Source organism: Enterococcus sp. AMC1252 (assembly GCF_058216515.1).
In genome coordinates, this window is record NZ_CM177097.1 from 177,609 (window position 1) to 201,619 (window position 24,011).

Annotated in this window: 20 protein-coding genes; 14 read left to right on the plus strand and 6 right to left on the minus strand. The window is 37.1% G+C overall.

The genetic code is table 11. The features are described from left to right. Positions 1-291 precede the first annotated feature (291 nt). Positions 292-1,581 (plus strand): electron transport complex subunit RsxC, encoded by a 1,290-nt coding sequence (rsxC, locus tag AC4BB5_RS00810; protein ID WP_490457565.1) that lies wholly within the window; start codon positions 292-294, stop codon positions 1,579-1,581. Then, positions 1,581-2,534: an RnfABCDGE type electron transport complex subunit D gene (locus AC4BB5_RS00815; RefSeq protein ID WP_490457566.1), complete on the plus strand. Its 954-nt coding sequence runs from the start codon at positions 1,581-1,583 to the stop codon at positions 2,532-2,534. The genes rsxC and AC4BB5_RS00815 overlap by 1 nt, the downstream gene beginning before the upstream one ends. A gap of 216 nt (positions 2,535-2,750) precedes the next feature. Here AC4BB5_RS00815 and celB read toward each other — a convergent pair whose 3' ends face one another. From celB to AC4BB5_RS00830, 3 genes are all read right to left on the minus strand, one after another. Next, a complete protein-coding gene (celB, locus tag AC4BB5_RS00820; protein ID WP_490457567.1) occupies positions 2,751-4,097 on the minus strand; it encodes a PTS cellobiose transporter subunit IIC in 1,347 nt (448 codons plus the stop codon). A 15-nt stretch (positions 4,098-4,112) separates the two neighbouring features. Then, positions 4,113-5,507, minus strand: a complete 1,395-nt coding sequence (locus AC4BB5_RS00825; RefSeq protein ID WP_490457568.1) for a glycoside hydrolase family 1 protein — start codon at positions 5,505-5,507, stop codon at positions 4,113-4,115. A gap of 173 nt (positions 5,508-5,680) precedes the next feature. Next, on the minus strand, positions 5,681-6,454 hold the full coding sequence (locus AC4BB5_RS00830; RefSeq protein ID WP_490457569.1) for a DeoR/GlpR family DNA-binding transcription regulator: 774 nt from the start codon (positions 6,452-6,454) through the stop codon (positions 5,681-5,683). Positions 6,455-6,621: 167 nt separating this feature from the next. Between AC4BB5_RS00830 and AC4BB5_RS00835 the strand changes: the two genes are divergently transcribed. The 10 genes from AC4BB5_RS00835 (at position 6,622) to nagA (ending at position 18,155) form a co-directional block, all read left to right on the plus strand. Beyond that, positions 6,622-8,979: a helix-turn-helix domain-containing protein gene (locus AC4BB5_RS00835; protein WP_490457570.1), complete on the plus strand. Its 2,358-nt coding sequence runs from the start codon at positions 6,622-6,624 to the stop codon at positions 8,977-8,979. Positions 8,980-9,041: 62 nt separating this feature from the next. Continuing rightward, positions 9,042-9,305: a hypothetical protein gene (locus AC4BB5_RS00840; protein WP_490457571.1), complete on the plus strand. Its 264-nt coding sequence runs from the start codon at positions 9,042-9,044 to the stop codon at positions 9,303-9,305. Positions 9,306-9,488: 183 nt separating this feature from the next. Beyond that, a complete protein-coding gene (locus tag AC4BB5_RS00845; protein WP_490457572.1) occupies positions 9,489-10,688 on the plus strand; it encodes an MFS transporter in 1,200 nt (399 codons plus the stop codon). Then, positions 10,688-11,347 (plus strand): L-serine ammonia-lyase, iron-sulfur-dependent subunit beta, encoded by a 660-nt coding sequence (sdaAB, locus tag AC4BB5_RS00850; RefSeq protein WP_490457573.1) that lies wholly within the window; start codon positions 10,688-10,690, stop codon positions 11,345-11,347. Before AC4BB5_RS00845 ends, sdaAB begins: the two co-directional genes overlap by 1 nt. A 19-nt stretch (positions 11,348-11,366) precedes the next feature. Further along, positions 11,367-12,242, plus strand: coding sequence for an L-serine ammonia-lyase, iron-sulfur-dependent, subunit alpha (sdaAA, locus tag AC4BB5_RS00855; RefSeq protein ID WP_490457574.1), 876 nt, complete (start codon positions 11,367-11,369; stop codon positions 12,240-12,242). A 65-nt stretch (positions 12,243-12,307) separates the two neighbouring features. Continuing rightward, positions 12,308-13,738 (plus strand): amidohydrolase, encoded by a 1,431-nt coding sequence (locus tag AC4BB5_RS00860; RefSeq protein ID WP_490457575.1) that lies wholly within the window; start codon positions 12,308-12,310, stop codon positions 13,736-13,738. A gap of 412 nt (positions 13,739-14,150) precedes the next feature. Then, on the plus strand, positions 14,151-15,431 hold the full coding sequence (locus AC4BB5_RS00865) for an LPXTG cell wall anchor domain-containing protein (RefSeq protein WP_490457576.1): 1,281 nt from the start codon (positions 14,151-14,153) through the stop codon (positions 15,429-15,431). 123 nt (positions 15,432-15,554) lie between these two features. After that, on the plus strand, positions 15,555-16,124 hold the full coding sequence (locus AC4BB5_RS00870; protein WP_490457577.1) for a hypothetical protein: 570 nt from the start codon (positions 15,555-15,557) through the stop codon (positions 16,122-16,124). A 118-nt stretch (positions 16,125-16,242) separates the two neighbouring features. After that, complete coding sequence (locus AC4BB5_RS00875; protein ID WP_490457578.1) at positions 16,243-17,010, plus strand: DeoR/GlpR family DNA-binding transcription regulator; 768 nt, start codon at positions 16,243-16,245, stop codon at positions 17,008-17,010. Then, a complete protein-coding gene (gene nagA / locus AC4BB5_RS00880) occupies positions 17,010-18,155 on the plus strand; it encodes an N-acetylglucosamine-6-phosphate deacetylase (RefSeq protein ID WP_490457579.1) in 1,146 nt (381 codons plus the stop codon). Before AC4BB5_RS00875 ends, nagA begins: the two co-directional genes overlap by 1 nt. 38 nt (positions 18,156-18,193) lie before the next feature. Here nagA and AC4BB5_RS00885 read toward each other — a convergent pair whose 3' ends face one another. Next, on the minus strand, positions 18,194-19,000 hold the full coding sequence (locus AC4BB5_RS00885) for a MerR family transcriptional regulator (protein ID WP_490457580.1): 807 nt from the start codon (positions 18,998-19,000) through the stop codon (positions 18,194-18,196). Positions 19,001-19,133: 133 nt separating this feature from the next. Here AC4BB5_RS00885 and AC4BB5_RS00890 point away from each other — a divergent pair, with 133 nt between their 5' ends. Beyond that, a complete protein-coding gene (locus AC4BB5_RS00890) occupies positions 19,134-19,649 on the plus strand; it encodes a ClbS/DfsB family four-helix bundle protein (RefSeq protein ID WP_490457581.1) in 516 nt (171 codons plus the stop codon). Positions 19,650-19,702: 53 nt separating this feature from the next. Here the strand turns inward: AC4BB5_RS00890 and pgmB are convergent, their stop codons facing one another. Together pgmB and AC4BB5_RS00900 are read right to left on the minus strand one after the other, a co-directional pair. Then, complete coding sequence (gene pgmB / locus AC4BB5_RS00895; RefSeq protein WP_490457582.1) at positions 19,703-20,353, minus strand: beta-phosphoglucomutase; 651 nt, start codon at positions 20,351-20,353, stop codon at positions 19,703-19,705. 21 nt (positions 20,354-20,374) lie between these two features. Continuing rightward, a complete protein-coding gene (locus AC4BB5_RS00900) occupies positions 20,375-23,083 on the minus strand; it encodes a glycoside hydrolase family 65 protein (RefSeq protein WP_490457583.1) in 2,709 nt (902 codons plus the stop codon). Between the two features lie 207 nt (positions 23,084-23,290). On the opposite strand from AC4BB5_RS00900, the gene treR reads away from it, so the two are divergent. Next, positions 23,291-24,004 carry a trehalose operon repressor gene (gene treR, locus AC4BB5_RS00905; RefSeq protein ID WP_490457584.1) on the plus strand — a complete coding sequence of 238 codons (714 nt, stop codon included), beginning with the start codon at positions 23,291-23,293 and terminating at the stop codon, positions 24,002-24,004. Positions 24,005-24,011: the final 7 nt, after the last annotated feature.

Genomic DNA, 24,011 nt, shown 5'->3' on the forward strand with positions numbered 1-24,011 from the left:
ATTTTAATTATAAGAAAGCAGAGGGCTATTAGGCATGTAGAATGAATCGCAAGTTCATCTTTCGGCAATTAGCGGAAAAAAATAATTCTGAGCTGTAAAATTTGATGATATGCTGAATTTAATAGGGAATTTATTATAAAAATAGAACGTTAAAAGGAGTAAAAATGAAAAGAGAACGATACGAAGTATGGGGTTTGACGCTACAATTAGTTATTGTGGCGATTGCATTAGTTTACTATTTTTTTATTTATAGATAAGTGGAAAATTTTTAATTAGGAGGAAAGAAAATCAATGTTTTTTAGAATAAAAAGAAAACTTGGTGGTGTTATGGTTCAAAAAAATAAGTGGTTGACCAAGCTAGAAACAATCACAGAACTAAGTGCTCCCAAGCAGATCATTTTACCTATGAATATGCATATCGGTAAACCAGCAAAGATCGTTGTTTCTATAGGACAAACAGTGAAAATAGGAACGTTGATCGGCGCAAAAGATGGCTTGATTTCAGCCAACATACATAGCTCAGTTTCAGGAACCGTTGAGAAAATCGAGCAGAGAATCATTGGCCTAAACGAAGTCTCCGTTGTGGTCATTAAAAATGATTTTAAAGATACATATGAACTACCGCAAACAAGTAGTGAAGACCTAGTGGAAATGATCAAAAATAACGGAATTGTTGGAATGGGCGGCGCGGGCTTTCCAACGGATGTAAAATTTCTATTGAAAGAACATCAGCATATGGAAACGTTGATCGTTAATGCAGTCGAGTGTGAACCATTTGTCACGGCCGACAGAAGAATTATTATTGAGCAGATGAATGATTTTATTGCAGGAATCAGTCAGCTTCAAGAAATGATGTCGATCAAGCAATGTGTGATTGCGATAGAAAGCTCGTCGGAAGAAGCAATCCGAAGTTTAGAAGATAAAATCGATAACGAGCGGATCAGACTACAAATTTTACCGAACCATTATCCTCAAGGCGCTGAAAAAATCGTGATTAAAGCTGTTCTTGGAAAAGAACTACCAGCTGGAAAATTACCGATTGATTTAAATGTCGGGATTATGAATGTTTCAACAGTCTTAGCTACATTTCATGCGTTGAAGGAAAATCGACCATTGATCGATCGTGTTGTGACTGTATCGGGCACACCGATTAAGCATCCTCAAAACTTACGCGTAAGAATTGGTACACCAATCGAACATGTCATTGAAACGTGTGGTGGTTTTATCAAAAGCCCGATGAAATTAATTAATGGCGGGCCGATGATGGGAAAAGTAATCCAAAATTTAGATGAACCAGTAACGAAAACAACTTCATTGATTCTTGCGTTGACTAGAGAGGAAGCAAAAATTCCAGAAGAACAAAATTGTATTCGCTGTTCAGAATGTGTCAATGCTTGTCCAGTCAATTTACAACCGATTTCTATCAGCAATGCGTATCGAGCGGGTGATATCGAAGAAACAAAACGCTTAGGTGTGCTGAATTGTATCGATTGTGGTGCCTGTTCGTATATTTGTCCATCAAAAATCGATATTTTAGGTGATATCCGAGCGGCGAAGCAAAAAGTATTGGAGAGTCGATGATGATAAATAAAGAATATACAAGTACAGGACCGTTTATGGGTCCTCATATTAGAGAAAAATGGACTTCACAGTGGATCATGCAACAAGTGTTGGTTGCTTTAGTATTTCCAACGATTGCGGCTACTTACTTTTTTGGATTATGGTCTTTAGTGATGGTGGTGGTAAGTATTGCTGCCTGTGTCGGATTTGAGTTTTCTTTTCAAAAAATCGTTTGGAAAAAAGTGACGATAACGGACTACAGCGCAGTGATCACAGGGTGGTTGTTAGCTTTGAGCTTACCAGTTACAGCTCCTTTGTGGACGCTTCTTATCGGGGATTTTATTGCAATTATTGTAGTGAAACAATTGACTGGTGGAATTGGTAGAAATTGGCTCAATCCAGCAGTGGCAGCTCGTGTGTTATTGAAATTATTTTTCTCCCCGTGGATCACAAATTGGGTTACGCCACAACCGGATGTTGTAGCAACTGCGACGCCATTGGCTGACTTAGGGGATTTTGCGAGAGAGATTTCTCCGACAACACCAGATTTAGTTGAGTTGTTTATGGGTGTTGGTTTAGGTGGGCCGATTGGAGAAACGTGTAAATTTGCTTTGCTTTTATCAGTGATTTATTTGATTATACGTAAAATCATCAATCCGTTGGTTCCTGTTTTTACACTAGGCTCATTTTATGGTGCAATGTTGTTATATAGTGGGTTTAATTTTTCATTTGCTAATGCTCATTTGCTGAGTGGGGCATTGATTTTTGCCGCAGTCTTTATGGTGACGGATTATACGACTTCGCCGTTGACAGAGAAAGGGAAGTATCTCTTCGCAGTCGGTTGCGGTGTGTTGGCTGCAGTACTTAGAATTGTTTTGGACTTGCCTGGTGGGATTGGTGTAGCCATATTAATAATGAACTTGTTAACACCTTTGATTAATAAGTACACAGTATCGAGGATTTATGGGGAATGATATTTTCTGAAAAAAGATAGAGGATGGGACAGGAGTGTTTAATCCTGAGAAATAAGAAGGAATTCACGAAAATTGCTCTTTAAATTTTTGTGAATTTCAGCTTATTTCCGAAGGGATTGCTTCTGCTCCCACCGTTTATTCGGTTTCCATGTGAGTGGGATATGACTCGAAGAGTTATGTCCCACTCGCCATCTTTTTCTTTTTATACTATTCCAGTCAATCTTTCGCCAAAGCTGCCATCTGTTCCCCATACAATTTTCCATCATACATCTTGAAAAATGGATAATAACAAACGATTGAAACAGCTAAATTAAGCAACGCGATCAACACAGCTCTAAAATCGCCACCAGTTCCAAGAAACGCCCCGATTCCCACCGGCGAAATCCAAGGAATCCCAGTAATCACCTTATTCACTAATCCAAGGGAAGTAGCGAAATAAGCAATCGTCACATTGATCAATGGTGTCACAATAAAGGGGATGATCAAATAAGGATTGTAAACGATCGGCGCCCCGAAAATCACAGGTTCATTAATATTAAACAAACCAGGCAGCACCGCCGCTTTACCAAGTACCTTAAGTTGGTCTGATTTTGCCACAAAAATCATCAACAAAACCAATCCAAGTGTACTACCCGCACCGCCGATAAAGATATACATATTGACAAAATCCCCAGCGAAAATATTCGATCTGCCATCAATATTCTCGGTCAATGCTACCAATAAAATTGGATTGATAAAACTATTCTTGATTACAGCAGTCCCATGAACCCCAACAGCCCAAAGTAGATGGATCAATAGCATGATCACGATAATCCCTAACCAAGAACCCGTCAAATCTTTAACGAACTCAAACGGTTTTGACAATAATCCATGTAAATCAGTATGGAATACGGCTAAAATCGTATTGATAAATAACATCACAAACGCAATAAAAATAGCAGGAATCAATGAAGCAAAAGCTTTACTAACCCCATCAGGAACGCCTTCTGGCATCCGAATGGTAATATTCTTTTTCACACACCAACGGTAAATCTGAGTGGCGATCACAGCTGTGATGATCCCAATAAAAATCCCAACACCACTAAAACGAGTAATCCAACCACCAAGTGCAATACCGTTATACACAATCGATGTTTCACTTTCTGATTGAATCAGCTGGGCACCGCCATCAACGATATCGGTTTGGACAATCGTCATCAAAAAGGCAAACAATCCTAAAATAGCCCCAACAAAACTACTCAGCCCCTCACTTTCTTCTTTCCGATAAATATCCGTTAAATAATAAGCAGTCGCCAAACAGTAAAAAATGGCGATCGAACCGATCGACATGGTGGTAGCCACACTATAAATCGAAGCAAATTTTAAAATCGTATTCTCGAAAAATGGTGCTAGTGGTGGGATGATTTGCGGTAAATTATTGATGATCAGAAAGATCGAACCAACAATTGTAAAAGGGACCGTAATGATCCCCGCTTGCATAATCGCTCGAATAAAGCGCAAGTTCGCAACTTTATTCAAAGGCGGCATCAATTTTGTTTCTAAAAAGGTAAATACTTTATTCATTTTTTTCTCCTTTCTTTAAGAGGGCAGTTGATTCGTTTCGATCAATGTTTGATACCAGTAAAAACTGTCTTTTTTGTAGCGAGTGAGTTCTTTTTCATCCTGTTCCGTTCGATCAACATAAATAAAACCGTAACGTTTGCTGATGCCTTCATGAACGCTGATTAGATCAATTGCCGACCACGGGCTGTATCCAATCAAGTCAACGCCTGCTTCAATGGCCTGTAAGCATTGGTCGATATGTTGTTCTAAATAGTTGATACGGTAAGAGTCGTGAATTTTGCCATCCTCTGTTAACTCATCTTTTGCCCCTAAACCATTTTCGGTAATGATGATCGGCAAGGGATAACGATCATAAAGTGTTTGCAGCGTCGTTTTCAAACCATCTGGATCGATCGTCCAATTGAATTCATTTTTCTTCAAATAAGGATTAGTGAAGCCTTTATAAAAGCCCCATTCCATAATATCTTCACTTTGCTGATCGCTGATTCCGTTTGCCATACCGTCTTTTTCAGTTGGTTTTTCGACAGTGACAGTGGTGTAAAAATTCATGGCAACGAAATCTGGGAAGTTGTTTTCCATCAAATCCTGATCTTCAGCGGCAAATTCAATCGTGATGTCATTGCGGTTTAAATAGTCTTTAAATACAGCATTGTATCGGCCAAAACAAGAAAAATCTAGATAAGCCCAATTACGAACGCTATTAAAATAAAGAGCGGCTTGGTTGTCCATTGGTTTGCTCGTTGCTGGATACACAAGAGAAATATTCGGTACAGGACCGATTTGTCCACCTTCAATCAATTCATGGCACCGTTTGAATGCATATTTTTCAGCAATCATTAGATGATGAAATTGTTGATATTTTTCTTGTAGGGGGATTTCTTTGCCTAGAATTTTTTTATCTACTAGAAGCATGATATTTGGCTCATTGATCGTTAGCCAATGTTTTACGCGGTCTCCATAAGCTTCAAATAAAGTTTCTGCATAAGCATTGAACGCATCTACTGTACTACGAGCACCCCAGCCTCCTTTATCTTCTAATGCTTGGGGCAAGTCAAAGTGATTTAAGGTAATGTAAGGCTGAATGCCATATTTTAGTAATTCATCAATGACATCGCTGTAATGTTGCAACCCGTTCTGATTGATTTCTCCTTGTCCAGCTGGGAAAATTCGTGTCCAAGCAATCGAAAAACGAAAGATTTTGATGCCCATCTCAGCTAGTAAGCGAATATCTTCTTTGTAATGATGATAGTGATCGACGGCCACTTTAAAATCCGCGATTTCATGATTATCTCTTTGGCGAGTGTCTTGGACACTCAATCCTTTACCGTCGCTTTGATAAGCGCCCTCTGTTTGATGGGCGGAAATAGATGCGCCCCATAGAAAATTTTCTGGGAATAGATTATGTGTCATTGGTTTCTCCATTCTATCTTTTTTTGTAAAGCGTTTTCTTTGGCTTTAGAATAAGTGATTGTTTAAGTAAGTTCAATACAATTCAAAGAACTGTTCATGAAAGGATTTTTATGAACAGTTTGAGAAGAAAAGTGTTTACTCAAGGAAAAGCTAACTTTTCTATTATACCTTTTTTAGTCAATTAACACTTTAACGGAGATTCCTTGTGTTTGATAGTTTGTCAAAAGTGCAGGCGGAATAGCAGTATCTGTATATAACACATCAAATAAAAAAGTACGATCGATCATAAATGAGCTGATAGTTTCTAAATTACTGGAAGGGGTGTATACGATTTTTGATCCTTTGGTGTGTTGGATCATCGTGCGGTAAACAAAAGACTCGCTCAACGTTTTGGTTGTTACCTCATGCGTATTGAAACCAGCAGCCTCAATAATACAAAGGTCAGCCTCGATTTTGTTAAAAGTATAAGTGGCAAAATCACCAACAAGTGCAGTTGTATTTTTTTCTAGCTCACCACCGCTAAGCGTGATTAAAGCTCTTTTTCCAGGATGATCAATGAAAAGGGCCGAAACGTCATTTGTTAAAATGTTGAGTTCAAGAAAAGATAATGCCTGAATAATCGCAGTAGAGAAAATTCCAGCACCCACAAAAATTTGTGCTTTATGTGGTAGCAAAATAGCGATTTCTTTAACGAATGCTGAAACGGGAAAGGGCTGTTTCTTTATAACCGTTTGTTGTGGCAAGGTCTGTTTTTTGATTAATTTTACACCACCGTAAAAGCGCGCGATCATCTTTTTCTTTTCTAAAAATAGTAGATCTCGTCTGATCGTAACAGCTGAAACATGAAAAAATTCAGCTAATTCGCTAACTGTTAGACTTTCTTTTTCCCTTAATTGCTCAATCAAATGCTCTCGTCTTCTAAACACATCACCTTGACTCGTTTTCATATTGATCCTCCTAAATTTAAACGCTCATCTGGCAAAGTTGAAACATGAATTTTTTTAAATTATCCATAGTATAGACAATTTTCTACCAAAATGACAACTTGTTTCACGGGAGATTTGATGATATATTTTGTTAAACAAACTAGTAGGAAGTAAGGAAGGCTAAATCTATGGGAGAATCTAAACAATTTCCTTTTCATCTATCGTTGATGAAAGTCAATTATGCACCGCCGCAAATCAGTGACTATTTAACACTTTTTCTCATGCTTAATGGCAATATGACCGTTACCACTGGCGGGAAAGATTATGAATTAAGTAGGGATGATTTACTAGTCATTAATCCGCGTCAGCAATTTCAGGTTCAGAGTCCAGAAAAGAATTTGCTGCTGTCTTTAAGAATTTCTAGGTCGCCGATCACTTCACAATTTAAAGAAAACTGGCTGCCGTATATTGAGTGTTCAACTTCAGACCAATCAGAAGTTATTGAAACCAAAAAAATCCAGCAGTTACGTGAAGCATTAGTTCACCTAATGGCAGCTTATTTTAAGCAAAATGAAGAAAGTGAACTAGAAATCTACCAACACTTTTTTACTGTTCTAACACAATTGGTCAAAGGGTTCAAAAAAGAAGTCGTTCCAGCTCCTCAATTGAAACCCGAAATAGTGGATGATCGTTTAAATCAACTGTTGGATCAGATCCAAAAAAGTTATGATCAACCAATTTCGCTGGAAGCGCTAGCAGAATCAAGTGGTATATCCTATTATCACCTGTCTCGTTCTTTCAAAAAACAAGTAGGGGTGACCTTTACTGAATATTTAAATCAAATCCGTTTGATGCATGCTGCAGAAGCGTTGATTTTGACACCACAATCTGTTATCAGAGTTGCTTTGAACAGCGGTTTTTCTAATACTAAAACGTTTCATCAAGTATTTAAAAAACATTATGGATTAACGCCAGCAAATTATCGTAAAAAATATTCTTTAGCTAATGATCAAGCAAAACAATCGACAGAAAATGCTGATTATCAAGAAATAACTGGGGCAGCAGCTCTGCAGGAATTAGCAAAATATTTGGTAGAAAATGATATCGAAGATGAGAATGCTGCGATTGAACAGTATCTACAGCTAGTCTTACCCAAAGAGTCACAGCCAGACTTCCACAGTAGTAAAAAAATCATAAAAATCGGACCTGCTGGGGAAGGATTGGCCAATGGGGTTCAACGGGAATTACGTATTTTGCAAAACGATTTGGCTTTTGATTTAGTTCAATTTGAAGGCTTTTGTGAAGAAACCAATTTTGAAGATGATGTTTTATTGGTATCAGAGTATATTTTAAATAATCAATGGTTTGATTTTCTAGTAAAGATCCAGTTAAAACCAATGATTCAATTGTATTTACCAGAAAATTTCACTACAAAAGAAGAAGTCCAATTGTGGTGTGATAAGCAGTTGAAAATCATCCGTCATTTTTTGAACCGCTATGGTAGAGATGAAGTGAGTCAGTGGTATATTCAATGGTCATTGCCAAAAATCAGTGGGATTTGGAATGAAGATAATCGGTGGGGCTATCATTATTTTTATCGTAAATTGAAACAGCTGGTGCCAAGCGCTAAGCTAGGGATGATGTCCTTGCGTTCACTGGACGAAAAAGAATATCAACAATACCAAGCCTTTATTTCAGAGCAAGGTGCCCAACATTGTTTACCTGACTTTATTAGTTTTCATGCAGATCCATATGCGTCAACCGTAATCAAAGATGAGCATGCGTTACGTTTCAAAGAGTATCAGCAAGAAATTTTAAGTAGAGTAAAATCTGTTATCGAAACGAGCCAACTAGAAGAAAATCTTACTTTTTCATCGTGGGCACCAGAATTATTTTTAACGGACTGGAATACTTTAGTTGGAGAAGGGAATACCTTTTCTGGAACGTTTTTCCGTTCGGCATTGATTTTAGAATCAATTGTAGAATTGTCAAAAGAAGTCACTGGAATTGCTTATTGGTTGAATATCAAAGTAAAAGAACGACAAACATATACAAGGGAAGACAGCAGCTTATCTGTTTTTCTTTACGAAGAACTACGACGACCGCTCTTTTTTTCATTGCAATTTTTGAGTCGCTTAAAAGGAGAGCTAGTTTCTCGCGGAGACGGCTATATTTTGACACGAAATCAAGGACAGTTTCAGCTTTTGTTATACAATTCCAGCTATTTAGATCCTTTTGACTCAGTCGATACTTTTCAAGTGCAATATCAAACAAAAAAAATGAGGATTCATTTAAGTGCGTTGCCTGTGGGGAACTACCTGATCCGGGAATATGTCTTGGACAAAGATCATGGTGGTATATACAATGATTGGATTAGAGTTGGCGGGCAAGCGGAGTTGGATCATGAACTGCAAAAATACTTAGAGCAAAAAATCGTGCCTAAATTTGAACTAAAAAAAGAACAAATCGATTCATTTGGATATGAGCTTGAAACCACGTTGACGCTGAATGCTTGTCAGTTGTACTTGTTTCAGCCATTGTACTAAAGAGCAAAAGATTAAATAAGCATTGATTTTAGAATTTGATAAAGAATTAAGGAGGGAGCAGTTTGGGAATATTCAATAAAATGTCAGATTTCTTTGATGATCGACGAAGAGCAAAGCATAAGCGGATTAGAGAGAAAAATGATAAGCTAAGAGCAAAAGGGAAAACACCTACTAAAACAGGCTGGGGAACAATGGTAAACACTGGAACGGGCGGTATTAATCATGATCCTAGCACAAGAGTCTATGATGTTGCCCAGCAACAAAAAAATCTCTCTGAGGAACATGAAATCAAGGAACGACGCTCAGGTGAGGTTAAAAGAAAGTAAGCTACTTAAATAAGATAGAAAAGCAAAAAAGACGACTCTTTTTTTGCTTTTCTTTTTTGTTTTTCTCTATATTAAAAATATTAGTACTATATGAAGCAATAAAAGTAATTTTTATTTGTGAATTGTTTTATATAATAAATGCATGGAAAACGTTTTCTTATATTTGAGTTATGGAGGAAAAAAATGGAGACACAAGTTGAAAAAGTAACAAATAAAAGTAGTGCTGGGTTGATTTTTGCTTTAATGGCAGGGTATTCGATGATTTATATGGACAAGAGTATGATTTCCACGGCTGTTTTACCGATGGCTAAAGAGTTTAATCTGGATGCAGGTCAAACTGGAATGATCATGTCCTTCTTTTTCCTAGGTTATTCCTTAATGCAAATTCCAGGAGGTTGGTTGGCGGATAAGATCGGCGCCAAAAAAGTATTGATGTTGTCACTTGCAATTATTTCAATTTTTTCATTTGCTTTTGGTGCAGTGAGTAGTTTGATGTTATTTATGGTTATTCGCTTTTTTGCAGGACTTGGTCACGGAGGGTATCCACCGAGTTGCTCGAAATCGATTGCGGATAATTTTCCACAAGAACGTAGAACTTTTATCCAATCATTGATCCTTTCTACATCAGGTATTGGCGGGATTTTAGCCTTTACTTTAGGAACTAATTTAATCAATGCAAATTGGCGTTATGGCTACCTTGCATTGGGGACGTTATTTGCGGTAGCTTTGGTTCTTGTTGCGGTATTTGTTCCTAACAAAGCAGTTAGTTCAAAAACGAGTTCAGAAAATAAACCGGCGATCAAATTTAGTCAAGTTATTACAAATCGCAATGTATTAGTATTGTTTGTAGCAATGTTATTATTGAACTTTTTATTGTATGGAAATATGTCTTGGTTACCAAGTTTCTTAGCACAAAAATTTGCGATTGATATTAAAACAATTGGTTACTTATTAGCAGTTAATGCAGTGTTCCAAACGGCAGCAACAATGTTTGCAGGGGCATTACTATCTAAACTATTTTTAGGGAAAGAACGTATATTTATTCTTAGTGCGACTGTTTTAGCAGCAATTTTAGTAGCCGCTTTTGTTGCATCTAATAATCTAGTGTTGTCCATGATCTGTCTGATTGCAGTCAGTATGGTTTCAGTTAGTGCCTTTACAGCGATCTTTACATGGCCACACAAAATCATGGACCCATCGATCATCGGTTCTTCTATCGGAATCATCAATACTGGCGGAACATTAGGTGGATTCTTAGCGCCAATGATCTTAGGACAATTGATCAAAGCAGCCGGTGGTTCATTTACTTTAGCATTTGGCTTTATGGCAGCAGCAAGTCTACTTTGCGGACTTTGTGTATTAGGAGTGAAAAAAGAAGCGTAATGTCAAACAAAAAATTTAAATACAAAAGCGCCTTTGATATCATTGGTCCCATCATGGTTGGCCCTTCCAGCTCTCATACAGCTGGAGCGGTCAGGATCGGTAATATGGCAAGAGAATTATATAAACGCACGCCCAAAAAGTTGATTGTGACATTTTTCGGTTCATTTGCGGAAACCTATAAAGGACATGGAACGGCTGTTGCGATCGTGGCAGGGGTTTTAGGGTTTGAGACACACGATGAACGGATTCCAGAGGCGATTGAAATTGCGGAAAAACAAGGTGTTTCTATTGAATTTTTGGTCAGCGCTAAAGAAACAGAACACGCAAATACAGTGAATTTAGAGCTGATTGATGAACAAGAAAAACTGAATTTAACGGCGATTTCGATTGGTGGAGGTAGTATTCAGTTAACAGAGATCAATCACTATTCTACATTGTTGAATCATGACCAAGGCAATGGCTTAGTCTTCACTGCCGATCAGGAATCAGCTCTTTCTAATGTAGAAATGGCACTAGAAAATCCTGCATTTATCGAAGTTCAACAATTAAATCAAGAAACACTGTTCTTTGTTGAAACCGTCAGTGATATCAGCCAAAAATTAGTGGCAAAAATCAAAGAAATACCGGGAATAACAGCAGTAATGCCTACGACCGGCTAAATTAGAGGACGTGAATGTTTTGTTTGAATCAATTGAAGAACTTGTACAACGAGCAAAAGAAAGTCAATGCACTATATCCGAAATCATGATCCGACAAGAAATAGAAACCTCAGGACGTAGCAGAATGGAAATCATGAACCAAATGACCTTGAATTTAGAAACAATGGAAGCAGCAGCTGCTAAAGGGGTTCAAGGTGTACGTTCACATTCTGGTTTAACTGGATATGATGCAAAGAAACTGCAGGCTTACCTAGATAAAAAATCAGTATTGACGGATGATACTTTTGTCAAAGCCCTATGTTACGCTGTGGCAACAAATGAAGTCAATGCGGCGATGGGCATGATCTGTGCGACACCAACAGCTGGCTCAGCAGGAGTAGTACCAGGTGTGTTACTAGCCTTTAGTGAAAAGTTTGCTTCAACCCGTGAGGATATGCTCAATTTTCTATTTACGGCCGCAGCATTTGGTTTTGTTACAGCGAATAATGCGATGATTTCAGGTGCAGAAGGTGGTTGTCAGGCTGAAATCGGTTCAGCATCTGGAATGGCAGCCGCAGCATTAGTGGAAATGGCAGGAGGTACACCAGAACAAGCAAGTCATGCCTTTGCCATCGCCTTGAATAATTTAATCGGTTTAGCTTGTGATCCTGTCGCAGGATTGGTGGAAATTCCTTGTATTAAACGAAATGCGGGAGGCACGTCGAATGCTATCAGCGCAGCAGAAATGGCTTTAGCAGGAATCGAAAGTGAGATTCCAGCAGATGAAGTGGTGGAAACAATGTATCGTGTTGGTCGAAGTATGCCAGCGGATATTCGTGAAACTGGGATCGGCGGATTAGCTGGAACAAAAACGGGTAAGCGAATTGCCAAAGAATTATTTGGAATTGATCGTTAGGTTAAAACGTATACGGTTTGATTAAATAGAAAACCGATTATGGTTAAGAAAGGAAGAATGTAAAAATGGATGCAAAACAACAAATTTCAACATTGATAGATGCAAAAAAAGACCAGTTTATCGCAGCAGCAGATCGAATTTGGGGTACACCAGAAACAAGATTTGCAACAGTTGAATCTGTAAAACCTTTCCTAGAAATTTTAGAAAAAGAAGGGTTTTCAATTGAAAAAGGTGTTGCCAACATGGAACATTCATTCGTGGCTACTTATGGTAGTGGCAATCCTGTTATTGGAATTTTAGCTGAATATGATGCGTTAGGTAATTTGAGCCAAGTCGCTGATTTAGGGGAGCAAAAAGCAGAAAATGAAGGTGGCAATGGGCATGGTTGTGGACATAACTTGCTCGGAACAGGTGCTTTAGCTGGTGCTATTGGTGTTAAAGATTTGATGGAGCAAGAAAAATTAACAGGTACGATCAAATTATTCGGTTGTCCGGCTGAAGAAAGTGGTTATGGAAAAGCCTTCATGGCTAGAGATGGAGTATTTGATTGTCTAGATGTTGCTCTTTCATGGCATCCAATGGATACAAGTATGGCATGGGGACTCAGTAGTTTAGCTGTTTATCAAATCTATTATAACTTTAAAGGGGTATCTGCTCATGCAGCAGCAGCTCCTGAGCAAGGACGTAGCGCACTTGATGCAGCAGAATTAATGAATATTGGCGTACAATTTTTACGTGAACATATCATTGATGAAGGTCGTGTTCATTATGCTTTTATGGATGCCGGTGGTGAGTCTGCTAACGTTGTCCAGCCGACTTCAAGTTTGTATTATTTTATCCGTGCACCAAAATTAGAACAAGCAGAAGAAATTTACAAGCGTGTCAACAAAATCGCAGAAGGTGCAGCCTTGATGACGGAAACAGAATTAGAAATCGTCTTCGATTCAGCTTGTGCCAACTATCTACCAAACCAAGCTGTGACAACAGCAATGTATGAAAACTTAAAAGATTTTGGCAATATGAATTTGACCAAAGAAGATCAAGAATATAGCCAAAGATATTATGATAGCTTAAATGAGGCAACAAAAGAAGGTCTGAAAGCAAGAGCAAGACAAAGTAATCCTACCGCAAGTGAAGAAGAAATCGAACGTCTTGGTACGATGCCCGTTCTAGATCAAATCAGTCCATTATTCTTCTCAAATGCGACTTCTGGCTCAACAGATGTAGGAGATGTGAGCTGGGTTTGTCCGACAGCCCAAGTTTTAGTCGGTTGTGAACCACAGGGAACGCCACCGCATTCATGGCAGTGGGTTGCCAATGGTAAATCTTCTGTTGCTCACAAAGGATTACTAGCCGCAGGAAAAACAATTGCAACCACTGCTTATGATTTATTGACGAATCCTGAATTGGTAGCGAAAGCAAAAGCAGAACATCAAGTAACAGTTGGCGGAAAGAAATATCAATCTGCGATTCCAGCAGATGTAATGCCGAAATAATACTAGTGAATACGAACAGTAAGGCTGAATTTACTGTATAACAAAAAATAGTAAAAATACTTCTAAAAACTGTAGTTTCCGTATACAGATTTTAGAAGTATTTTTTGGTAGTGTATAGTTCTCGAAAAACGCTATTAGAAGTATGCATTTTTCATGTATCTTTACATGTATTAAAAACAGTGGTTGCTCTAATGATTAGAATTTGATAAGATTGAAGCGTATACATTTTTAGTAGCTAGCTTTATAGGTTGTTGTTATGCTCTGATTTAATCTCATCATTTTTTAAGAGATCAAACGATAAGAAATGATGTTCTCAGAAAAAAAGAACAGTTGATTGGGTAAAAATACTAGCCCTCAATTTTTCAGGTGAGATGAGCGAGACTGTTTAGCTTTAAAACTCGGGAGGAAAAAAATGAAAACAATAAAAAGTTTGATGTTGGGGATTTTATTTAGTTCGACACTTTTAGCATGTTCGACGGCTTCATTTGCAACGGAAGATAGCTCAACAGCTGAAATTGAAACAGCTAAGATACTTGATACTGAGACTAAAGTCACTGAAGCGAAAAAGGATATCGATATTACACCGAAATTTAAAATCAAAGAAATCAAAACGGCTATTGGAGGAAAGGGCGCAATCGAAGTTGAACAAGTCGAGGGAATGAAGAACCTCAAGGGAACGTTCAAAACCACAGTAGCAGATAAGGGTATTCTTTCAATAAATGATCAAGGCCAATGGCAAGGGCTGAAGTCTGGAAAAACCAAAGCAACTTTGGATTTTGAATGGGACAAAGACTCATTGAAAAAAATTCAAGAAAAATATCCAGATCACCAATTAGTAAAAAAAGATATCACTCAAGTAGTTCCTGTTGAAGTGACCCAGCCAGAAGAAAAGGTTGTTGATATTACGCCTAGTTTTAATGTTGGGACAATCAATGCAAAAATAGGTGAGACAGGTCAATTTAAAGTAGCTCCTATGGGCGGCGTAGCAGATCTTAAAGGAACATATTTGGCCTATATTTCGGATGGAGCAGCTAAAGAGGTTATTTCGGTTGATGCGGATGGAAGATGGAAAGCACTAAAAACTGGAACAACTGAGTTTGTCTTAGATTTCCAGCTTTCCGATGAGTCATATAAAGAGATTGAAAAGAAAAATCCTGGTAGTGCATTGATAACGAGAGACATTGCTACTTTGATAAAAGTTGAAGTGAAACCAGCAGGAATATTAAACATTACACCACGAGTAGAAATTTCTTCCATCACTGGAAAAGTTGGTGATGTCGGACAAATCAAAGTGAAACCAATAGAAGGAATTGAAGATGCCTCAGGTTCATTTACGGCATCTATTAAAGACCCTTCAATCATTGAAATTGATGCTGATGGTAAGTGGAAAGCATTAAAAGCTGGTACTACGTCATTCACGTATACTTACAACTGGTCGGATGATACAATGAACAAACTGGCTGAAAAATATCCGGGATACGAATTTTATGTAGAAGAAGGTTTGCAAGTAGTTGAAGTAAAAATCAGTGAAGATGCTACTGGTTCAACAAAACCCATTGGCACAACAAAACCTACTGGTAAGCAGTTACCAGCAACAAATGATTCAAGTGCTAACAGGACTTGGATTACAGGTTTGTTCCTTGTGCTTCTATCAATAATGGGATGGTATAAAAAAGAGTTATTGAATAGATAAAAGAGTAACGACTGAACGCCCAAAATGAAAAGGGTGTTCAGTTTTTTTATAGCTTTTCTAAATTGATTTATCTCTAATTTTAGTATAATGTTACTATAATAGAAGTAGGACAGGAGTGATTGCATGGCTATAATGGAACGTCCAGATGAACGAAAAGCATTGGAGATTCTTCAAAGATCAGAACCTGAAAAATATCAAGAGGCTATCTTGTTGGATAAACCAGATATTCAAAACTTAGTTCAGAACATTGGGGTAGAAGTCACGCAATCACTAAAAGAAAGTGTGCTAAAAGCGTTGAACCTTGATGCAATCAATATACATAATGATAAGCAAATTCTTGAAATCATCAAGGAAAGGTACGGAGATGATGTCCTTAGAATCAATTTACCCTTACCGGATAATGCTAAGAAAAAGGTGGCTATTTCGATTGCTAACTGGCATTCATTGTTTAATTTGATTGAAGCATACGACAATAAAGTTGAAAAACTACAAAGTGGCAACTACAAAGTCTATCAAGAAAACAATTTGTTTATCTTTGTGTTTGGTGAAGATGAACACAGTATTGAGCAACTAGCAAAACATATCCATAGGAAAAAAACTGCAAGACAATACGATTTCATTTATGTGTATAGCCAACCCATTTTGTATAGGATCGATCATCAAAAAAATATAGTTATGAAAAGACTTTTTTGACAAAGGTCTTTTTATTTTGACTGAAAACTTAAATAAACTTAAAGTTTTATAGAGAATACTTATTAATGTGCAAAAATATAATTCTTTGCTATACTAACAATAAATCGGGGGGGAGTTTATGAATCAAAAAGAACGAATCGCCAAAATTTTAGAATTACTGCAAGAAAAAGAAAAACTAGATGCAGTGGAATTAGCTAAGTATTTCCAAATATCTAAAGACAGCATTCGCCGAGATATTTTGTTGATCGTCAACGAGGGATTAGCTGAAAGATATCGTGGTGGAATTGCTCTACCAATCATCAAAACCAAAATCGAAGACTATTCTAAACGCTTGGTTGTAAACAGCCAAGAAAAAAATGAAATTGCGAAAAGAGCAGTAAAAGAAATCAGTGATGACCAAGCAATTTGGCTAGATGTCTCCACTACTGTTCAATTTATTGCAAAAGAACTTATTCAAAAAAAAGTCTTAGTCGTCACGAATTCAATCGACAACGCCGTATCTGCGACGGAAAAAAATCATGAACAAAAAGTTTTTCTTCTGGGAGGATATTTTAACCCTAATTCCCACTTACTTCATGGTACGGCAGTGATCAATCAGTTGGGTAATTTTTATTTTGACATAGCATTTGTTGGAGCATCTGGTATTAATGAGACTGGTTTATTTTACTCTGAACTGGAAGATATTGAATTAAAGCAGAAAATCATTCAAAACGCTAAGCGGACATGTATTTTGCTAGACAGTTCTAAGGTTAGAAATACAACCAATTTCAAACTAGATTTTACCAACATCGATCTATTGATCACAGATAAGCCATTGCCAGAACCAATAACCAAACAATTGCAAAAAGACGAAGTAAAAATCATTCTTGTAGAAGGTGGAAAATAATGAAGTCACTTATTCAAAATGTAACGATAAGTACAAAAGACAATCTAGAAATAGTCGATATCATGATAGAGAATGGAATTATTTTAGCAATAGAATCATCAGAAAGTTGCTCTTTTTCTAACGAAACCACTGTCCAACGAATCGACGGCCAAAAACAATTACTGATTCCAGGAATGATCGATGTCCATATTCATGGGGCTAATAACTTTGACATGATGGATGGTACTACTCAAAGTATTCAAGAAGTATCGAAAAAATGTTTAGAAACAGGTTGTACAGGATTTTTAGTGACATCTGTGACCTCTTCGTTAGAAGCGTTATTGACAATGATTGACCGTACTAAAGAAGTGATTGGAAATGAAAACGGAGCAAAAATTTTGGGCATTCATTTAGAAGGTCCTTATTTAAATGTTAAACGAAAAGGCATGCAAGATCCGAATTATCTAAGAAACCCAGACCTAAAAGAAATGGATATGATTTTTGAGCGAGCGGGTAATTTAATTAAAATGGTTACCGTAGCGCCTGAATTACCAGGTTGTTTGGAATTGATTACCTATTTAAAAGAAAAAAATGTTGTCGTTGCGATTGCACACTCTGATGCAACGTATGAAGAAGCTCAAGTCGCTTTTCAACACGGAGCAACCCACATTACTCATTGTTTCAATGCAATGCCGCCAATCCATCATCGTGCGCCGGGATTGGTTACTGCTGCGCTTGAAAATGACGAGGTCAGCGTTCAAGCAATTGTTGATGGGATTCATTTACATCCGGGAATTATTCGCTTATTGTATAAAATAAAGGGATCTGAAGGCATGGTTTTGATTACGGATGCTTTACAAGCTATGGGTGTGGGAGATGGTGTATATGAATTTGGTGGACACCAGGTTACTGTAGAAAAAGGAGTCGCCCGCTTAAAAGATGGTACTTTGGCATCGAGTACAGTAACGATGAATGAAGCACTTAAATTGAGTGTGGAGATGGGGATTCCACTAGGTGATGCAATCAAAATGGGGGCAACCACTCCTGCTACTATTTTAGGAGAACAAAATATAGGGAAGATTGCAGTTGGCTATGCTGCTGATCTGATTCTTTTAGATGAGGCGTTTCATGTTGTGAAGAGTATTTTAAAAGGAAAGTTGAATTAAACACTAGACTGGCAGAATAACAACGTTCTGCCAGTTTATTATTGATTATTTTTACTTTCTATAGGATAACAAACCTCTGTAATATATAATTCTTCCTGTTCTTCTGTGGCAGGACTGGAGTGATAAATGTTAAACACATTTCCTGTTAGGCTGTATTCATTTAATTTGAGCCACTCTAGCATATCTGTATGAACTGCCGGGATTGTTGAGTATGCACCAGTAATAACGATTGAAGCCACCAATCCTGGTGAAAACATTGTTACCTTTGGATAAGTTGGTTTAAGCTTTTCAGGTATACCGATCATAACTTCAGTATCTATCATTTCAGAATCAGCATTATGAAAAATGGCGATAGATTGCCCTAAACTAGCTAGGTCTTGTGGTCTTATTTCAGAAAATAATGTTTGCCAAAGCTGTTCCTCATGATAATAAGATGCTATTTTTTTTCGATAGGCAAGAACTAGCATAGTATCGATGGTCTTTATTTCTATTGGATAGTTTACTGCGTTGATTTTTGAAGTAGTATTTTTTTCTTCTAACCGATCCAAATAGGCAAGCTGTAGCTTTTTCTCAGCTAGTTCGGTTTCAATTTTTTTTCGGTGTTTGGTCAAGTAGTTAGTTTGGTCGATTTCGTTATCCAAAAGCAGTTTGATGTCTTTTAATGGAACCCCAATGTTTTTAAGTGAAAGAATTTGGTTTGCTTGATTGATTTGTTCAGGTTTGTAGTAACGGTAGCCATTTTCTTTTTGATTAATTCCAGGTTTTAGCAAATTTAGTTTATCATAGTGTCTAAGCATACGCGGACTGATAGTTGTCAATTCAGAGAACTCACCGATTCTAAACATTTTTTTCTCCTTTGAATGGATAGTCTGGTTATTGATTTAGTATACTATTTTTTATTTGTATCTGTACACTTGACTTTGACATTGTGACAAGGTTTAAAATATAGGCAGAGGATAATATGAAAGGAGTACGATTATGCGCACCTATGAAAATAAACAGGAATTAATTGACGAAATCAAAAAAAGATACGAGAAGTATGATGAGGAATTTGAACAAGTACCAGAAAACTTAAAAAATAAACGAATCGAAGAGGTAGACAAAACGCCTTCTGAAAATTTGTCTTATCAACTTGGCTGGGTGAATTTGATCCTCCAATGGGAGAAAGATGAACAAGCTGGTAAAATAGTGGAAACACCTGCACCGGGATATAAATGGAATAATTTAGGTGGTTTATATCAATCTTTTTATGAAAAATATGGTAAATATAGCATTGACGAACAAAGAAAAATGTTGAATACAGCCGTTAATGAGGTATGCGTATGGCTGGAAACACTTTCTGATAAAGAGTTATTTGAAGCAGGTCAGAGAAATTATGCCACGACGAAAGCAATGTGGCCTCTATATAAATGGGTACATATCAATACAGTTGCTCCTTTTACAAATTTCCGAACGAAGATCCGTAAATGGAAAAAACTTGTTTTAACAGCATGAAAGTGTAAAAGAAGAAGCAGCGTCTAAGAATGTCGCTACTTCTTCTTTTGATTTTATTGATTGATGAGTTGATCAATATCTAGTTCAGTCATAGACGCTACTTGTAAATCAGCCTCTGTTAAAACGTCTGTTGCCGAAATCCCCACAGCAAACATTCCAGCCGCTTTGATTCCTTCGATACCGGCTTGTGCATCTTCAAAGCCTACTGCGTCTTTTGGTTCAACCTTGATACTTTCTGCTGCTTTTACAAAGATTTCCGGATCGGGTTTTCCTTTTTTTAAGGTTTCCGGATCCACGATATGTCCGAAGAAATCAATAACGCCTAGTTTTTCTAAAATCATGGGTGCGTTTTTAGAAGCAGATGCAATCGAGCAGGGGATATTTTGGGCTTTTGCTTGGACTAAAAAGTCATGAACGCCTGGCAGTAAGTCTTTTTCTGAAAGATTTGTCAAAAGGTTAACATATGCCTCATTTTTAGTTTGCGCTAAAGCTTCTTTTTCTGCTAAAGTAAAATCATTTTCCCGATGTCCATAAGCTAAAATTTTATCCAAAGAATCCATACGGCTGATGCCTTTTAATGTTTCATTGAAGGATTCATCGATTGTGATACCTAGGTTTTTTGCTAAATCTTTCCAAGCAATATAATGGAATTTCGCTGTATCAGTAATAACGCCGTCTAAATCAAAAACAAAGCCTTTTTTCACGTGTATCCTCCTGTCTGATATTTAGTAGTTAATGCTTGCTACTTCATGGGCAATTAGTTGGTAAGGCTGCTCATTGATGATTACCGTTGTATCTTGTGATGGATAAACTTGAACCGAATGGTTTGAAATAGTCAAATGGTAGTGAACGCCTTTGTGATCAATGTTGAAGTTTATTTCTTCCCAGTTTTTTGGTAAATTTGGATGGATCGTTAGTAGATTTTTTTTGATGTCAATTCCAGCATAAGTGGTCAAAGTAACGTAAATTGTTGCTGCCATCACGCCTGTATGGATTCCTTCAGCTGTCGTTCCACCTTGGATATCTTGATAATCAGAGTATAAAGCTTCTTGATATAAGCTCCAAGACAGATCATGAAAGGCTACTTCTTCGGCTAATTGTGCATGGACGATTCTTGATAAAGTTGAACCATGGGATGTTCTGTTTAAATAATATAACAGATTTTTTTCAAGATAATCAGCAGGCAATTCATAGCCAAGTTCCGCTAAAATCTCATCGATATTTTCTTTATTTAAATTATAAAACAACATCAAAGTATCTGCTTGTTTCGATACTTTATAATCATCTGGAGACTGACCTTCTGCTTTTAAAATCCGATCCATTCGGTAGATATTGCCATATTTCGCACGAGCTGCATCCCAATCAATTTCTTTCAAATCAAAATAGCCTTCATATTGGGCGATGATCCCGTCTTCATTGATTTCGATTGATAATCGTTTACGAATGTCTTTCATCTTTTCAATATTTTCTTGAGTGATTCCTGTTTTGTTAAATAATTCTGTTCTTTCTTGCGTATTTAATAGTGAAAGAATATTTTCTAACTCTTCAAATAGCCAAACGACCATTAGGTTAGTGTAAGCATTGTTTTTTAGGCCACTTTCCTTACTGTTAGGATACCCTTCATGGAATTCATCGGGTCCCATAACTTTATTGATAGAGTAGCGTTTAGTTGTATCATCGAAAGATGCCGCACTCCGCCAGAAATCAGCAATTTCTACTAACATTTCTGCACCATATTCTTTGATGAATTGATTGTCCCCAGAGTTGTTCCAATACATCCAGATATTATAAGCAATCGCAAGAGACACGTGGCGTTGAAGGATGCTGTGATCTTCACCCCATTCTCCATTTAATGGATTCAAATGAAGTTTTTGTGTATCTTCACTGCCATCAAGCCCAGATTGCCAAGGATACATCGCACCAGCGTAGTTACTTTTTTTTGCATTTTCTTTTGCTTTACCTAAACGATTATAACGATACATCAACAGTTGTTTGGCCGTTTCAGGAAAATGAAGAATATAAAATGGCAATATAAAAATTTCATCCCAGAAAATATGGCCTCGATATGCTTCACCATGTAATCCTCGAGCAGTTACAGAAACATCCAGTTCATTGTTATTAAACGGGGAAGCGGAGACTAACAGATGATAGGTATGGATCCGTAACAATTTTTGTGACATCAAATCTCCTGTAACTTGAATATCCGATTTCTCCCACAATTTTTCCCAAGCGAGCTTACTCTCGATGTATTCAGAGTCAAAAGAAACAGCTAAAAGAGAAGGCGTGTCCCAATTGTCCTTTGCTATAGAAGCTTTGACTTGGACCTGTTTCTCAAGTGTATACGCTGTATTTTCTTCAGCGTAAAAAGTGATTTCTTGTTCTATTATTTCTGCCCCAATCGAGTTTTTTATTGCGCTAACTTCAAAAAAATCCCCAGTAATATTCGCTATTTGTTGGACTTTTATTTTTGATTGGTTTGTTTGTACTTCGATCATGGAGTTGTTTTTTTCTGCAAGCAATTGTGTTATATGAAAGTGCTTGGCTGTTAAATTACGATATCGCTCAACATTGAAATTATAAATTGAACCATCAGTTGTTGTTTTGATAGTAATATTTTTAGAAAAATTCAATGGTTTGATTGAGTACTTGATACTGTAATTGTTCATTTTGGCCATATTAACTATTTTCTGTGTAGTTATTGTAAATTGATGTTTGTGCTTATCTTCGATGATCATGTTAGAAGTAAATAAACCTGTTTTTAAATTAAGATTTCTATGAAGATAATACAATGTAGACTTTTCAAGAGTTAGCCATTCCTCCGTTCCTTCGACTTGAATGCTTATATATTGATTATTTGGAGTGTTTACAAAATCTTCGTTTTCGACGATTTGACCAGCAACCTCTGATTTTTCTTCATTGTAAAGTCCAGCTATATAAGTAGCAGGATAATGATTTTCTGAAAGTGGCATTTCAGGGATCGTACCACGTAACCCCATAAAGCCATTACCGATTGTTAGTAAGGATTCAACTGAGTATTCCTCTTTTCCTGGTGTATAACCAAAATAATCTAAATTCCAGATGGAATGTTCAGCTTTCTCTTTAAAAGCTGTAGCTAAATCAGTACGTTCTCCCAGTTCAGCGGTTGTCAGGATTGGAAAATTCAATCGTTCTGAAAAATACTTGATTAGGTTTTCTATCCCTGCATTCAATGGAGTTACTTGATGGTTGTTCTTATAAAAATTAGGCGATATCTCATTGAAAATGGCTCCCGAAGCAGTTGGAAATTGTTCTAGGAGTTTTGTGGCTAATGCTTCGGCTGTTTTAGGAAATTCAAAATCAGAAAAAGGAAATGACTGTTCAGAAATAAGGATATTCTGTTCTTTTTCCTGAATATATAAGGTGTCTTGTGTAAGTGAAAGTATTAGAAAGTTCATTTTAAGGCTCCTGACTCAGTTTTATTTTCGAACTTGTATAGACATGTTGTGTTTTCGTTTTCATTATAGTACGAAATGCTTGTAAATACAAGTGTGGTAATTTCAAATAATTGTATTAGTCCTACGGTTTACTTACTGAGAACGCTATTTTTTTAAGGAAGAATGTGCTATCATTTTCTTTGAGTATCCTAGGCTGGAGGGATGGACATGAATAAATTTCACGATATATTTTTAGAGCTTGAAAAAGGAATTTTAGAAGGTGATTATCAACCTGGAACACTGCTCCCAAGTGAGAATCAATTGGTAGAGCAATATTCAGTTTCAAGAGAAACGATCCGTAAAGCATTGAATTTACTAATCAACGCAGGATATATCCAAAAGAAACAAGGAAAAGGATCGATCGTTTTAAATGTTAGAAAATTTGATTTACCAATTTCTGGTGTTATCAGTTATAAAGAATTACAAAGTGCGCAGCAAATCCATAGTGTAACTAAAGTTGTAGAGCTAAAAGAAGAGCGAGTTAGTGATGCTTTAGCACGTTTGACTGGGTGGAAGAAGGACGCTGCAGTGTGGCGTCTGGTTCGTCAAAGGGAAATAGATGGGGAAGTCGTCATTGTAGATATTGATTATTTATTAAAAGAAATCATTCATGACTTGCCAGAGGAGCGTGCTGCAGACTCTATCTACGACTACTTTGAAAGTGATTTAGGTTTGGCAATCAGTTATGCGCAAAAAGAGATTACAGTGGAAGCCGTAACCGAAGAGGATCAGAAGTTGATGGATATTCATGGAGATACACATGTTGTAGTTGTCCGAAGCGTAGTCAGTTTAGAAGATACGCGTTGTTTTGAATATACAGAATCTAGACATCGATTGGATAAATTTAAATTCGTCGACTTTGCTAGACGAAGAAAGGCTTAAAATAAAA